This is a genomic window from Methylobacillus methanolivorans (assembly GCF_054588515.1).
The window spans coordinates 240,323-253,170 of the sequence record NZ_BAAILT010000005.1; the positions used below are offsets into that span (position 1 = coordinate 240,323).

General features: G+C 48.8%; 13 protein-coding genes. 11 read left to right on the forward strand and 2 right to left on the reverse strand.

Annotated elements, in window-relative coordinates:
* The first annotated feature begins 8 nt into the window (after positions 1-8).
* The 7 genes from mobA to LG202_RS13965 all read left to right on the forward strand — a co-directional run bounded on the left by mobA (position 9) and on the right by LG202_RS13965 (position 7,078).
* Complete coding sequence (gene mobA, locus LG202_RS13935) at positions 9-587, forward strand: molybdenum cofactor guanylyltransferase MobA (RefSeq protein WP_230348986.1); 579 nt, start codon at positions 9-11, stop codon at positions 585-587.
* Positions 584-1,135 (forward strand): molybdopterin-guanine dinucleotide biosynthesis protein B, encoded by a 552-nt coding sequence (gene mobB / locus LG202_RS13940; protein ID WP_230348987.1) that lies wholly within the window; start codon positions 584-586, stop codon positions 1,133-1,135. The genes mobA and mobB overlap by 4 nt, the downstream gene beginning before the upstream one ends.
* Positions 1,132-2,397 (forward strand): molybdopterin molybdotransferase MoeA, encoded by a 1,266-nt coding sequence (gene moeA / locus LG202_RS13945; protein WP_230348988.1) that lies wholly within the window; start codon positions 1,132-1,134, stop codon positions 2,395-2,397. The genes mobB and moeA overlap by 4 nt, the downstream gene beginning before the upstream one ends.
* Before the next feature lie 155 nt (positions 2,398-2,552).
* Positions 2,553-3,329 (forward strand): GntR family transcriptional regulator, encoded by a 777-nt coding sequence (locus LG202_RS13950; protein ID WP_230348989.1) that lies wholly within the window; start codon positions 2,553-2,555, stop codon positions 3,327-3,329.
* Positions 3,330-3,335: 6 nt separating this feature from the next.
* A complete protein-coding gene (locus LG202_RS13955) occupies positions 3,336-4,316 on the forward strand; it encodes a PfkB family carbohydrate kinase (protein WP_230348990.1) in 981 nt (326 codons plus the stop codon).
* 82 nt (positions 4,317-4,398) lie between these two features.
* A complete protein-coding gene (locus LG202_RS13960; protein WP_230348991.1) occupies positions 4,399-6,519 on the forward strand; it encodes a TonB-dependent receptor family protein in 2,121 nt (706 codons plus the stop codon).
* Positions 6,520-6,727: 208 nt separating this feature from the next.
* Positions 6,728-7,078, forward strand: coding sequence for a hypothetical protein (locus LG202_RS13965; RefSeq protein ID WP_230348992.1), 351 nt, complete (start codon positions 6,728-6,730; stop codon positions 7,076-7,078).
* Between the two features lie 113 nt (positions 7,079-7,191).
* Here the strand turns inward: LG202_RS13965 and LG202_RS13970 are convergent, their stop codons facing one another.
* Complete coding sequence (locus LG202_RS13970) at positions 7,192-7,791, reverse strand: cytochrome b (RefSeq protein ID WP_230348993.1); 600 nt, start codon at positions 7,789-7,791, stop codon at positions 7,192-7,194.
* Between the two features lie 82 nt (positions 7,792-7,873).
* Positions 7,874-8,827 carry a beta-propeller fold lactonase family protein gene (locus LG202_RS13975; RefSeq protein WP_230348994.1) on the reverse strand — a complete coding sequence of 318 codons (954 nt, stop codon included), beginning with the start codon at positions 8,825-8,827 and terminating at the stop codon, positions 7,874-7,876.
* Between the two features lie 156 nt (positions 8,828-8,983).
* Between LG202_RS13975 and LG202_RS13980 the strand changes: the two genes are divergently transcribed.
* From LG202_RS13980 to LG202_RS13995, 4 genes are all read left to right on the forward strand, one after another.
* Positions 8,984-9,925: a quinoprotein relay system zinc metallohydrolase 2 gene (locus LG202_RS13980; RefSeq protein ID WP_230348995.1), complete on the forward strand. Its 942-nt coding sequence runs from the start codon at positions 8,984-8,986 to the stop codon at positions 9,923-9,925.
* Positions 9,926-10,113: 188 nt separating this feature from the next.
* The gene (locus tag LG202_RS13985; RefSeq protein WP_230348996.1) at positions 10,114-10,830 is read left to right on the forward strand and encodes an energy transducer TonB; all 717 of its coding nucleotides are present in this window, start codon (positions 10,114-10,116) and stop codon (positions 10,828-10,830) included.
* The gene (locus LG202_RS13990) at positions 10,827-12,296 is read left to right on the forward strand and encodes a sensor histidine kinase (protein ID WP_230348997.1); all 1,470 of its coding nucleotides are present in this window, start codon (positions 10,827-10,829) and stop codon (positions 12,294-12,296) included. The genes LG202_RS13985 and LG202_RS13990 overlap by 4 nt, the downstream gene beginning before the upstream one ends.
* An 84-nt stretch (positions 12,297-12,380) precedes the next feature.
* Positions 12,381-12,836 (forward strand): peroxiredoxin, encoded by a 456-nt coding sequence (locus LG202_RS13995; protein ID WP_230348998.1) that lies wholly within the window; start codon positions 12,381-12,383, stop codon positions 12,834-12,836.
* The last annotated feature ends 12 nt before the right edge of the window (positions 12,837-12,848 follow it).

Sequence of the window (12,848 nt, forward strand, 5' to 3'; positions counted from 1 at the left end):
CAAGACATATGAGTATTACAGGAATCGTGCTTGCGGGTGGTCAAGGCAAGCGCATGGGAGGTGCTGACAAAGGCTTGGTGGAATTCAATGACCAGCCCATGATCAAGCATGTATTACAGCGCCTTGCACCACAAGTGAACGAAATACTGATCAATGCCAATCGCGAGATTGATCGTTACCAGCAATTGGGTTATCGCGTGATAGCAGATGAAATAGGTGATTTTGCAGGCCCGCTGGCAGGCCTGCATGCTGGCATGCTGCATGCACAACATCCATATATCCTCACCACCCCTTGTGACTCACCGCTATTACCTTCTAGTTTGGCCAAACGTCTGATGAATGCATTGATAGAGCGGGATGCTGATATTGCCGTTGCTAAAACCGGTAAACAAGCACACCCCGTTTTCTGTCTATGCCGCCGCTCTTTGCTGCCCAACCTTGAGCAATTTTTACAACGAGGGGAACGCAAAATGGCAGACTGGATCGCCCAGCTCGATAGTACCGACGTCTCATTTACCGATCAGGCCCAGGCTTTCGCCAATATCAACACGCCTGAAGAACTACACGGCCTGGAACAGGCCTCGTGAATACCTTGACCGCATTTCCGCGTCCCATTTTGGGCTTTTGTGCCTATGGTAGCGGCTCTGGGAAAACCACACTGCTCACCAAACTGATCCCGATACTCACCGCCCGAGGCCTGCGACTATCAGTGATCAAGCATGCACACCACAAATTCGATGTAGACAAACCGGGCAAGGATAGCTATCGCCTGCGTGAAGCCGGTGCCGTGCAAACCTTGGTTGCCTCTGATATCCGCTGGGCTCTGATGACAGAGCGCCAACGCATTCCCGAGTTGGCAGCGAACCCAGTACACCTTGAAGAGCTATTGCCACAGCTTGATCACGAAACCATAGACTTAGTGCTGGTGGAAGGCTTCAAACAAGCTGACATCAGCAAGATTGAGATTCACCGACCCAGCCTAGATTATCCCTTACTGGCAGTAGATGATCCAAGCATCATTGCCATCGCCACGGATGCACATCTTGGTGCCCTGGCCACGTCCACATTAGATCTGAACAACCCAGAAGCCATTGCCGACTTTATCGAGCAATGGATGAAAGACCTGACGCCATGACCGCAACCCAATCGCTTAACCAACTCATCAGTTGCCAGGATGACTATGATCCCAACTCGATGCCAGTCCAGCAGGCAAGAAAATTTATCCAGCGCTTTCTGAACCCCGTCAGCGACACCGAAACCCTGCCACTAACAGCCGCTGTTGGGCGCGTGCTTGCGAAGAGTGTCATCTCGCCGTTGAATGTGCCCAGCCATGATAACTCCGCCATGGACGGCTTTGCCCTGCATAGCCAGGACATCAACTCTCCTGCCTTGAACATCATAGGCACAGCCTATGCTGGCAAACCATTCATAGGCACTGTCAATGCGGGAGAATGTATACGCATCATGACAGGCGCCTTGATTCCACAAGACACCGACACTGTGATTATGCAGGAGCGCACTGAGGTTTCAGGCAATCGCATGACCATGCTAGAACCTCCCAAACCCCAGGCCAATGTCCGCTATGCTGGTGAAGACTTGAAGAAAGGACAAGTTGTCTTAGAAACGGGTCGCCAATTGCGGCCAGCGGATATTGGCCTAATCGCATCACTGGGTATCGGAGAGGTCTCAGTCTATCGCAAGTTAAAAGTCGCCTTTTTCTCGACAGGAGATGAGTTGGTCAGCATTGGCCAACCATTAGGCGCAGGGCAAATTTACGACAGTAATCGCTACACCCTGCATGGCATGCTGCTAGGCCTGAACGTAGATATCATTGATATGGGTGTTGTGCGTGATGACCCTGCCGCATTGGAGCAGGCGCTCATAGAGGCCGCCACCCAAGCAGATGTCATTCTGACGAGTGGAGGTGTTTCCGTGGGGGAAGCCGACTTCATGAAACAACTACTGGAAAAACTAGGCCAAGTCGTCTTCTGGAAAATCGCCATGAAGCCAGGCCGTCCACTCGCCTATGGCAAAGTAGGCTCGGCTCATTATTTCGGCTTGCCCGGCAACCCAGTCTCCGTCATGGTCACGTTTTACCAATTCGTCCGAGATGCCTTGCTATATCTCGCAGGGCAAAACCCGGTGCCTGCATTGCCATTACTCAACGCCACCTGCACCGAGCCTATCCGCAAACTAGCAGGCCGCACAGAGTTCCAACGCGGCATCTTATTCGCTGATGCAGCTGGCAATTGGCAAGTGCGCCCGACAGGCAACCAAGGCTCCGGCATCCTGCGCTCGATGTCTGAAGCCAATTGTTTTATTGTCCTGAACGACGCGATAGGTAATTTACCCGCAGGTGTAGAAGTACAAGTTCAGGTCATGGAAGGTTTGTTGTAGCCCTGCCCAATGGTTTTTCTCAATTCCGGTAGCCATGATCTGCACCTGAATGAGCAAGCAATATCACAGATAAGATGTGAGTGTATGTATATTCCTGTTGAACTTTCGACACATCGGCGGTTAATATGCAGGTGGATTTTTTGTAGGCCCTATGCGTGACCCCATTAAAAACCACCAAAGCTCATGTAGCCTCGATTACTGATCTGATTCAACTAGACAAGGATGCAACTGAGCCGTTGTATGCACAGTTGTATCGGCAACTTGAAGCCCTGATATTGCAGCAGGAACTCAAGCCGGGGACACAATTGCCGACTGAGACTGCATTTTCCGAGGCCTTAGGCGTCAGCAAAATCACGATCAAGCGCAGCTATATGGAGCTGCGTAACCGTAAACTGATCACCAGCAACCGTAAAGGTGGCACAACAGTGCTGACCCCTGGCCGACTGGATACCCATATGTTCAGGTTACGCGGCTTTACTGATGAAATGCATGAGTTGGGCATGAAGCCCTCTACGCGTATCCTCGAACAAACCATCACCAATGACCGTGGCATGGCCTCCATGTTCGGCCTCAACTCCAATGCCCCAATCCTGAAATTGGAGCGTATCCGCTACGGCGATGACAAACCACTTTCTCACGAAATTGCCTGGTATAACCTGCACCATCTACCAGAGCTCGCTTCTGCTGATTTACAAGGTTCTATCTATCAAGCCATCAACCAGCAGTGCAAGCATCACCTGGAGTGGTGTGAACAAACGGTAGAGGCTGTACTCTCCAATGAAGTCGAGAATCAGGCTTTCGGCTTCAGCTTCGCGCAACCTTGCCTGCTGATCAAGCGCCGTAGCTATTCTCACGATAGCATTCTACTGGAATATGTCGAGGGTACTTTCCGTGGCGATGCTTATGCCTACCGGGTCAAGATGAAAGGCTAGACAACCATGCTGGCAAGCTTCAAACCTAGCAGCTCGAATGCTTATATCCTTGCCAGCCTGATGATCGCGCATGTGTACTTCGTGCGCCGCTTCCCCGCCCCTGGTGAGTCCTTTCAAGCTGAAAACTTTTACTGTGAAACTGGCGGCAAGGGACTCAACGTCCTGGTGGGCCTGCACAAATTAGCCGTGCCTCTGAACGGTACCTTGCCCTGCGGATACCACCCCACATCACAGCAACAACTACAGGACATATTGGCGGAATGGCAACTCAACCATATCGCTCCAGCCATCATTGCCGAGCATAACGGTCATGGTGTCGCCCTGATTGATGCGCAGGGCCAAAACCAGATCATCATTTATCCAGGTGCCAATGCCATGCTTGGCGAGGCCGATATACAAAGGCAAGCCGCGCATATACAACAAGCGGACCTCACTTATGCCCCTTTCGAGCTGCCTGATACCGCCATCATCGCAGCCTTTAGCATTGCTCGTGCGGCAAACCGCATGACGGTACTCAATCCATCTCCCTACCGTAACATCAACCCTACGCTGCTGGCACTCACCGATGTGTTGATCATGAACCAGACAGAAGCTCAAGCCTGGCTAAATGAAACGCCTGAGCATTTTTCAACCCGAAACACCACATTGGCATGGTTAAGACACATCCAGTTCAACCAACGCTTTCCAGGAAAATCTCTCATTATTACTCTGGGTGACCAAGGTGTTGTCGCCCTACTAGAAGATGGTAGCACCCATCAACAAGAAGCTTTCGAGACCCAAGTGGTTGATAGCATAGGTGCTGGCGACGCTTTCGCTAGCGCTTTCCTGGCAAGCCTGCTGCAAGGAAAGCACCTATCTACCGCCTTGCAATATGGTTGTGCCAGTGCAAGCCTGTGTATCCGTCAATCTGGACTGCTAGCCCACCTTCCCACGCGCGACATATTGCAATCTTTCCTTTCCGGGCAAGGTTCCGGTACAAATTCATGATTATCTTGATGGTCAAACTAACCGCTTTCGCCTATGCTCGCCACCTTATAAAACAGTTTAAAAGCATTATTGGGGAGTCAGCATGCATCGTTCTAGGTTTCATCTCAAACTCATTCCACTTGCTGTATTAGGCATATGGAACAGTGGCCCTGCCATGGCAGAAGATGCCTCCACAGAAACCCGCGAAGGCTTACAAGTCGTTTCCCCCGTTGTTGTGACAGCGACTCGCGCAGCGCAACGCAGCTTCGATTTGCCAGTCGCCATTGACGTTGTCAGCAAAGAAAACATTCAAGATGGTCAGGCACAAATGACATTGTCCGAAAGCCTGATCCGCGTTCCCGGTATCACTGCCCAAAACCGGACTCAAATGGCACAAGATCCGCAGATTTCCACCCGTGGCTTTGGCGCACGCTCTGCATTTGGTGTGCGTGGTGTGCGCGTCTATGTTGATGGCATCCCTTTGACTTACCCTGATGGCAGCGGGCAACCTGGCAGTGTTGACCTTGGCGCAATGCAGGGCATTGAAGTCATGCGTGGCCCGTTCTCAGCGCTGTACGGCAACTCATCTGGTGGCGTTGTACAACTGCTGACAGAAAATGCGCCTTCCGGCCATGAGTTATCGGCTGGCGTATTATTCGGCAGCTACAACACCCGTCGAGAAAACGCCCGTGCGGCCGGCACTGCTGATGGTCTCGAATACCTTATCAACTACAGCAATTACTCTTCCGACGGCTATCGCGATCATAGCCGCAACAAGAAAGAACAAGGCACAGCCAAATTCCGCTTCAATTTAAATGAAGATACTAAGCTCACAACGTTGATCAACTGGTTTGACCAGGAGGCGGATGACCCGCTTGGCTTAACACTCGGTGAGACTCGTGCAGATCGTAAACAAGCTGCGCCAAGTGCTTTGCGGGCAGACACTCGGGTCTCACGGAGCCAGACTCAAGTAGGCTTCAACCTTGAGCACAACATTAATGCCAATAACTCTATAAACCTGATTTCTTACGTAGGTAATCGACGTAATGAACAGTACCTCTCTATCAGTCAACTCAACGGGAATGGTCGTGCAAGTTCGATTGAGCGCGAGTTCTGGGGAACTGACCTGCGCTGGAACAACAAGGGAGAGTTGCTCAATCGCCCATACAACATAAGCTTTGGCATAACCTATGGAAAAATGAACGATGATCGTTTGGATATTGTCGCAGTGAATGGTATCAAGACCGGTGCATTGAACCGTGACGAAGAAAACATTGCCACAAACTCCGACAAATACCTTCAGGCACAATGGTCCGTCCTGGAAAATGTGGACCTGCATTTCGGTGCCCGTCGTACAAAAGTCCGACTAGAGGTTGATGATCACCTTGGCTCCAATAATGGCAGTGTAACCTATGAAAAAACTACTCCAGTTGGTGGGATGGTTTGGAAAGTCACACCAACCTGGAACATTTACACCAACTATGGCAAAGGTTTTGAGACCCCCACTTTCGCTGAAGCTGCATATGCCACCGTTACTCCAACTGTCACCGGCCCCAATCTAAATCTCAAACCCAGCGAAAGCCGAAACTTTGAGATTGGAACCAAAGCATTTGTTGGCAGCAATACCGTTGCCAATCTCACCTTGTTCAATATTCGTACCGATGATGAAATTGTGGTTCAGCAAAACATCAATAACAATGTCACGTACATGAACGCCAGCAAAACCAAACGTAATGGTATTGAACTCTCAATTGACTCTAAATTTGCAAATAACATTGCGGTGTTTGGCTCCTACACTTTACTACGTGCAAAATTCGATGATACCTACTCATATCCTGTAACGCGCTTTGGCTCCACTGTCATCAACACAGTTCAGTCTGGCAATTACATCCCCGGAACTTATCGCTCACAAATTTATGGTGAAGTTGCTTGGAAGCACCAAGCCAGCGGCTTCAATACAGCATTTGAAGCTCGCCACAATAGCAAAGTGTATACCGACGATCAAAACAGTGAGTCGGCACGCTCTTACACCCTCTTCAATATTCGGGCCGGTTTTCAGCAAAAATTGCAAAACTGGAGATTCAGTGAATATGTCCGCGTAGAAAATATTTTCGACAAGGATTACATTGGCTCCATTCGTGTCAACGACGGCAATAGTCGCTTTTACGAACCTGCTGCTGGTCGCAATTGGCTACTTGGCCTCAATGCAACTTATATCTTCTAAGCTCTATATTTAAGATAGCTTTATCAAAAGGGGCACTGCTAACACAGTGCCCCTTTTATTTTCTCCTGACACTCAAATCCCTCACACACCCACTCTTCGATTTTACCGAAGTATTGATCAGTTGATCGTATGTTTTTCCCAAGGGGTCACTCCAGTATGATTTACCTCAATGCAACACATACAATAAATTCATTACTTGGAGATCATCATGAAAAAGACAGTTTCTATTGCGAGTTTGGTATTGGCCGCTTCTTGGGTATCTTTTGTTCAGGCAGAAGAGCATAACGCTGCTTTGTTCGATCATCAGGTAGTCGCTGCAGCGACGATCAATCCTAGCCGTTTAGCAACCGATGCTCGTGTGGCTGAGTCTAGCGCTGTGATTAGTCATCAGGATGTGGTGCGAGCACAAAACAACCGTCCTCACCCCAAGCATCATTTCAATGTGAATCGTATTGATACTTCTGCGATCAGTGCAGATCGCCATGCGGGTAAGAAGTTTGTCTATGTGACTCACCCTAAGCATCACTTCAAGGTGAAGCGTTATGTTGGGGTGAACTAAGGCTTAAGGCTCTCCCGCACGACAGTGTTATGCAGGCACTTGCAGGTGCCTGGGCAATACACCCTCACAAGCTATGCTTCTGGGGGTGCTTTTTTATGGTGGGTATTAAAAATTTATTGAAATAAAGACATGCGCTTAAGGATATTGTCTTTATCGATGAGCTGATGCTTGAATACCGCAGCAATATGTAAACCGATCAATAAAATCAGTATGGTGGCAGAGAATTCGTGCGCGTCTACGAAAAAGTCTCGCAAACCAGCATTATCCAATCCGGGCAATACAGGTACAGAGAACCAGTGCAGGCCATATTTACTGTATAGAGTAGTCAATAGACCTGTCGCTGGCATCAATACCATCATGAGATATAGTAAATGATGCGTGCCATGTGCCAGCACTTTTTCCCAGCGCTTCATGGAGTCAGGCAAAGCTGGCGGCCTATGCATCAAACGCCAATATAGCCTTAGCCCAACCAAGAGAAACACGGTGAAGCCTATAGACTTGTGCAAATTGAAATAAAAAGTACGAGAGGTCGCTGCTTCTGCCAGATGGATGCTATATAACCCAAGATCGAACAGATCAATGCTCGTTATCTTGTCTCCCCCCTTGGGAAGCTCATTCATATACCAACCCAAGGCAAATAGGGCAAGGATGGCAATACCAATCAGCCAGTGCAAGATAATAGCGACCTTGGTATACCTAATAGTGTTATTCATGATGTTTCTAGCCTAAAAAGCCCTCTGCACTGAACCAATCTCATGGTGAGTACAGAGGGCCTATATCAACCAACAAGCGGAATTAGTGGACGAAGACACCCCATGGTGTATCACCTACTGGAATTTCCTTCAGCGCTTTGTCATTGATAGTGTCAACGACGGTGACCGAGTTTGATTTCCCATTGGCGACATAAAGCTTCTTGCCGTCCGGTGTCAGTGACATATTCCATGGCCGTTTGCCAACTGGAATGGTTGCAGTCACTTTATTGGTAGCAGTATCAATCACGGACAAACTACCATCGCCACCATTGGAGATATAAACCTTCTTGCCATTTGGCAACACTTGAACCCCATTAGAGCGCTGCCCTACTGGAATAGTCGCGATCACCTCATGCTTGCTGGTGTCAAACACAGAAACCGTACCAGCTGCTTCATTAGCAACATAGGCACGAGAGCTATCTGGCAGGAAGCCAATACCACGAGGGCGCTCGCCCACTTCAACCAGCTTGATGGAAGTACGTTTGGCGACATCTACGACATCCACATACTTAGCCTCTTCTGCACTCACATACATCCATTTACCATCTGGGCTGAATTCGGCATGTTCAGGGTTTTTGCCCTGCATTTTGACGATATAGCTCACTTTGTGCGTATTGGTGTCAATCACAGCGACGCTATTATCTTCCTCATTTGCAGCAGAAATCCATCTGCCATCATGGGAGATTCCTACGCCTTCGGGAGACTCTTCAAGCTTTATCTTATCAGTCACCTTTTTAGTCTGGAGATCAATCACCAGCAAGGAGTTTTGCTTTTGGTCACTGACAAAAATGTATTTGCCATCCTTGGTAATCGCAGCACCACGTGGCTTCTTACCCGCGTCGAAGGTATCGACTACTTTATCGGTTTGGGTATCAATGACAGAAATAGAGCCTGACTTCTCATTGGTGGAATAAGCGAAAGGTGCTGCGAGCAGAGAGCCTGAAAACGCCAGCGCAGCGGCTGCCGTGATGAGCTTTAACTCAAATTTGCATTGCATATACATTCTCCAATAGTGTTTGAATTGCTGTTTTTATCGTTTATATCTTTATATAACGCATTGTTTCAGACGCTGCGATACTTCTCAAGTTCAATTCTAGTGTTTACAGAACAGTATATAGGCATTTAACATGCAATTTTTGCAGGCCCCTTAACTATGTCACTGCGATTTACCCCATACATCACCAGCTTGCTCTACCTCATCGGCGGCTTCTGGCTATTACCCGCGTATGGTGCGCCTGCAGCATTGCCAGTACAGCAGGTTGCGCCCGGGATATATATGCACCAAGGTGCTCATCTTGACTTGGATGAGGGTTATCAAGGCGACATCAGTAATATTGGTTTTATCGTCGGAAAAACAGGCGTTGCCGTCATTGATACAGGTGGTAGCAAACAAGTTGGCCAGGCACTACTAGCCTCCATCCGCCGGGTCACCAATCTCCCGATACTGTATGTGATCAATACCCACATTCACCCCGACCACATTTTCGGCAATGCTGCATTTACATCTGAACACCCTGTGTTTATCGGCCATGCCAAATTGGCTAATGCCATGGCGTTACGTCAAGATGCCTATTTACGCCAGGGCCAACATCTTTTAGGTGAACAATTCTCTGGGAGCGATGTTATCCCTCCCTCAAAACTAGTAGACACTCAGCTGAAACTTGACCTCGGCAACAGAAAACTACTACTGACAGCTTACCCGAATGCCCATACCAATACCGACCTGACGGTATTGGACGAAAATACCCAGACGTTATGGACCGGGGACTTACTGTTTATCGAGCGCACACCCTCTTTGGATGGGGACATCAAGGGGTGGCTATCCGCCATTGAGCAACTCAAGCAGCTGCAAGGTATTCAACATGCTATCCCTGGGCATGGCCCCGCTACGGATAAGTTCGCCATTGCCTTAGATAAACAGGCACTTTATCTCAACCTGTTATTGCATGATGTCCGTGATGCCATCAAAAAAGGGAAAAGCATGGAAGAAACCATGGATACTGCAGCTCATGCTGAAGAAGGCCATTGGCAGCTCTTCAATACCATCAATCGGCGTAATATCAACCTACTATTCCCTGTATTGGAGTGGGAATAATTCCAAACAGGCCGTGATGGTCAGTCTATAATCAGCGAACTTTTCTTCGATAACGCACAGTCATTCATTTTAATACCTTGGTTGCTATCGCCCAATCTGCCTCATTACCAACAACAAGTAATCACAGCATCAGCTGGGCTATCTTGGCATCGTTGGCATTGCACATCATGCTACTGATGCAGCTACCCATGCTAGATTTTACTTCGCAAGAAATTACTGAGCCGCAAATCCTGCAAGTTGAATTAGCGCTAACACCTAGCATTGAACAATCTGCTGCCATACCAGAACCGCAAACCAGCACGCCCATAGAGCCGGTAAAACAGGTAGAGCCGGAGCCTACTCCTGTCACTCCTAAACCCAGCCCTAAAGCTGTGCCACCACCGCTTAAGCAAACTCCCAAACAACCGGATCCTGAACCGGCTCGTACCACAGAAAAACCCGTGGAGCACCAAGCAGAAAATGCAACTGCTCCCGCCATGCCTGAGGTCATGACAGCATCACCACGAGAAAGCGCTGCGCCAGCACCTGTGACGACAGTAGCACCTCCAGCACCAGAACCTACCCCCTCACCACAGCCGACTGGCCCAAGCCAACAGGATATAGATGCTGCCCGTAGCTTATATGGCAGCCTGCTTTCTCGTGCCATTGCCAAATATAAGCAATACCCGCGCATCGCACAGATGCGGGGATGGGAGGGAGAAGTGCTATTGGAAGTCCATTGCGATGAAAAAGGCCATGTCCTTTCGACACATGTAAAAAAATCTAGCGGACATAACGTACTGGATGAGCAAGCCATCACGATGGTTAAGAAGGCATCACCACTCCCTCAACCACCTGAAATATTGCGCAACAGCAAGAACCTTGTCATCCTGGTACCTGTGCCATTTTCACTAGAGTCGTCATGAGTAAGGCTCCCCAGGCAAAATCCCTCAAGGATGTATTGCTAATCCATGAGTTGACGTTCTTCCTTCTGGTTATTCTCGCAGGTACAGCTGGCGTTATTGGCATGCGTATCTGGGATCAATCCTCTCAAGAATCGCAGCGCATCCACCTCATGGTGCAGGAAATCCAGCAAACCCGCGGGGATTTGTACCGGCAAATGAAAGAGTTATTCGACTTGCACTTCCTCAAGGACCCACAAGCGCAAGAGGAATATAACGTCTACACCCTTTCCATTGATGCTCATTTCCGCAAACTATTGGAGTTAACTGCCGATAACGAAGAAAAAACTGCCATCATGGAGTTGAACGCGAGTTATCAGGAATTGATTCAAGAAACTCAGAACATTTTTGCGCTGGTTGAGGATTACAACAATGCCGAATTGGAAAAGGCACTGAATACTCACCTGGAGTCCAGTATTTTCCATCATTATGAAATCATTTCCGCACGTGCCGAACGCCTGCTGCTCCTCAAGCACCGGGAGCTTTCATCCCGGCTGGAAGATGTTAAACACACTGCATTCACCTTACTCATCATTCCCATTGGGCTCGCTTTACTATTGCTCGTGTTTTCCCATATTTTCCTCAAGCGCGCCATCGTTCGCCCTATTCGCAATGTATTGCATGCCACCAGCGAAATCAGCGCGGGGAACCTGGATCACAAGGCACCAGAGGAAGGTGTCGCTGAGTTAACAGCGCTATCGTCAGCCATCAATACCATGGCACAGGAACTCAGCCGTAGCCAGGAAGCACTAGTTCGCTCGGAAAAACAGGCGGCCCTTGGCCTTCTCGTTCCCATGCTGGCACACAATATCCGTAACCCACTCGCCAGTATTCGTGCCACTGCCCAAGTCGCAGACAGCCAACATCTTGACCAGGAAACACGTGACTCATTGATCGCTATCATCAGTACCGTAGATCGCCTGGATCGCTGGACTCGTGGCCTCTTGGCATATCTGCACCCACTCAAGCCTCATCCAAGCCCCACAACGCTACGCTTGGTACTACAAGGTGCCATAGCTCCACTACAGCAAAAAATCCAGGAAAAGAAAATTTCCATTCAACTGCCCGATTGGCAGGACCTCAATGACCGCATGTTTACTGATGAAAACCTGCTGGAACAAGCACTGTATAACTTGTTACTCAACGCGGTAGAGGCATCCCCTCAGGGTAGTGAAATCACTATCCAGTGTGATGCCTTTGATGACAGCCTGCATATTACGATCAATGATCAAGGCCCTGGCATGCCATTTACTCCTGATCCTCATGCAGCCAGCCCAGGACCAACGACCAAGCGTTTTGGCACCGGGTTAGGTATTCCCTTTGCTTTTAAGGTGATGGAAACCCTGTCCGGCCACATCCACTTCAATAACCGGGTCAAAGGTGGCACCTCCACAGAGCTTACATTGCCTCGCGACCATCAAGCTGAATAAGGTATTGAACGTTTTCACCATAAGCTGCTTGCCTTATCTCCCGTTTTTATCAACAATGAGAGCGTCTAGAGTTTATTGTCTACTATGTTGAATCAAGCAATTCCTGATTTTGAATTACCTTCCACCAGCGGAAAAACTTTCAAGCTTTCCGACTTTATCGGCAAAAAACTGATCATCTATTTTTATCCCAAGGACAACACCCCTGGCTGTACCAATCAAGGCAAGGATCTGCGCGACCTTTACGAAGCGTTCCAAACCAACAATACGGAAATCATCGGAATTTCGCGTGATGGCCTCAAGTCGCACGAAAATTTTAAAGCCAAATTCAGCTTTCCTTTTGAGTTGCTATCAGATGCAGAAGAAAAAGCCTGTACGTTGTTCGACGTAATCAAAATGAAGAAGCTTTATGGTAAAGAAGTACGTGGCATAGAGCGCAGCACTTTCGTCATCGACGAAAAAGGCGTGCTTGTCCGTGAGTGGCGCAAAGTGAAAGTGGACGGTCACGCCCAGCAGGTGCTCGAATTCATTCAATCCCTTTAAAAAGGCAGCCAG

Coding starts and splice junctions, on each gene's coding strand:
- mobA (WP_230348986.1), top strand. CDS start 9: ATGAGTATTACAGGAATCGTGCTTGCGGGTGGTCAAGGCAAGCGCATG.
- moeA (WP_230348988.1), top strand. CDS start 1,132: ATGACCGCAACCCAATCGCTTAACCAACTCATCAGTTGCCAGGATGAC.
- LG202_RS13955 (WP_230348990.1), top strand. CDS start 3,336: ATGCTGGCAAGCTTCAAACCTAGCAGCTCGAATGCTTATATCCTTGCC.
- LG202_RS13960 (WP_230348991.1), top strand. CDS start 4,399: ATGCATCGTTCTAGGTTTCATCTCAAACTCATTCCACTTGCTGTATTA.
- LG202_RS13965 (WP_230348992.1), top strand. CDS start 6,728: ATGAAAAAGACAGTTTCTATTGCGAGTTTGGTATTGGCCGCTTCTTGG.
- LG202_RS13970 (WP_230348993.1), bottom strand. CDS start 7,791: ATGAATAACACTATTAGGTATACCAAGGTCGCTATTATCTTGCACTGG.
- LG202_RS13975 (WP_230348994.1), bottom strand. CDS start 8,827: ATGCAATGCAAATTTGAGTTAAAGCTCATCACGGCAGCCGCTGCGCTG.
- LG202_RS13980 (WP_230348995.1), top strand. CDS start 8,984: ATGTCACTGCGATTTACCCCATACATCACCAGCTTGCTCTACCTCATC.
- LG202_RS13985 (WP_230348996.1), top strand. CDS start 10,114: ATGCTAGATTTTACTTCGCAAGAAATTACTGAGCCGCAAATCCTGCAA.
- LG202_RS13990 (WP_230348997.1), top strand. CDS start 10,827: ATGAGTAAGGCTCCCCAGGCAAAATCCCTCAAGGATGTATTGCTAATC.
- LG202_RS13995 (WP_230348998.1), top strand. CDS start 12,381: ATGTTGAATCAAGCAATTCCTGATTTTGAATTACCTTCCACCAGCGGA.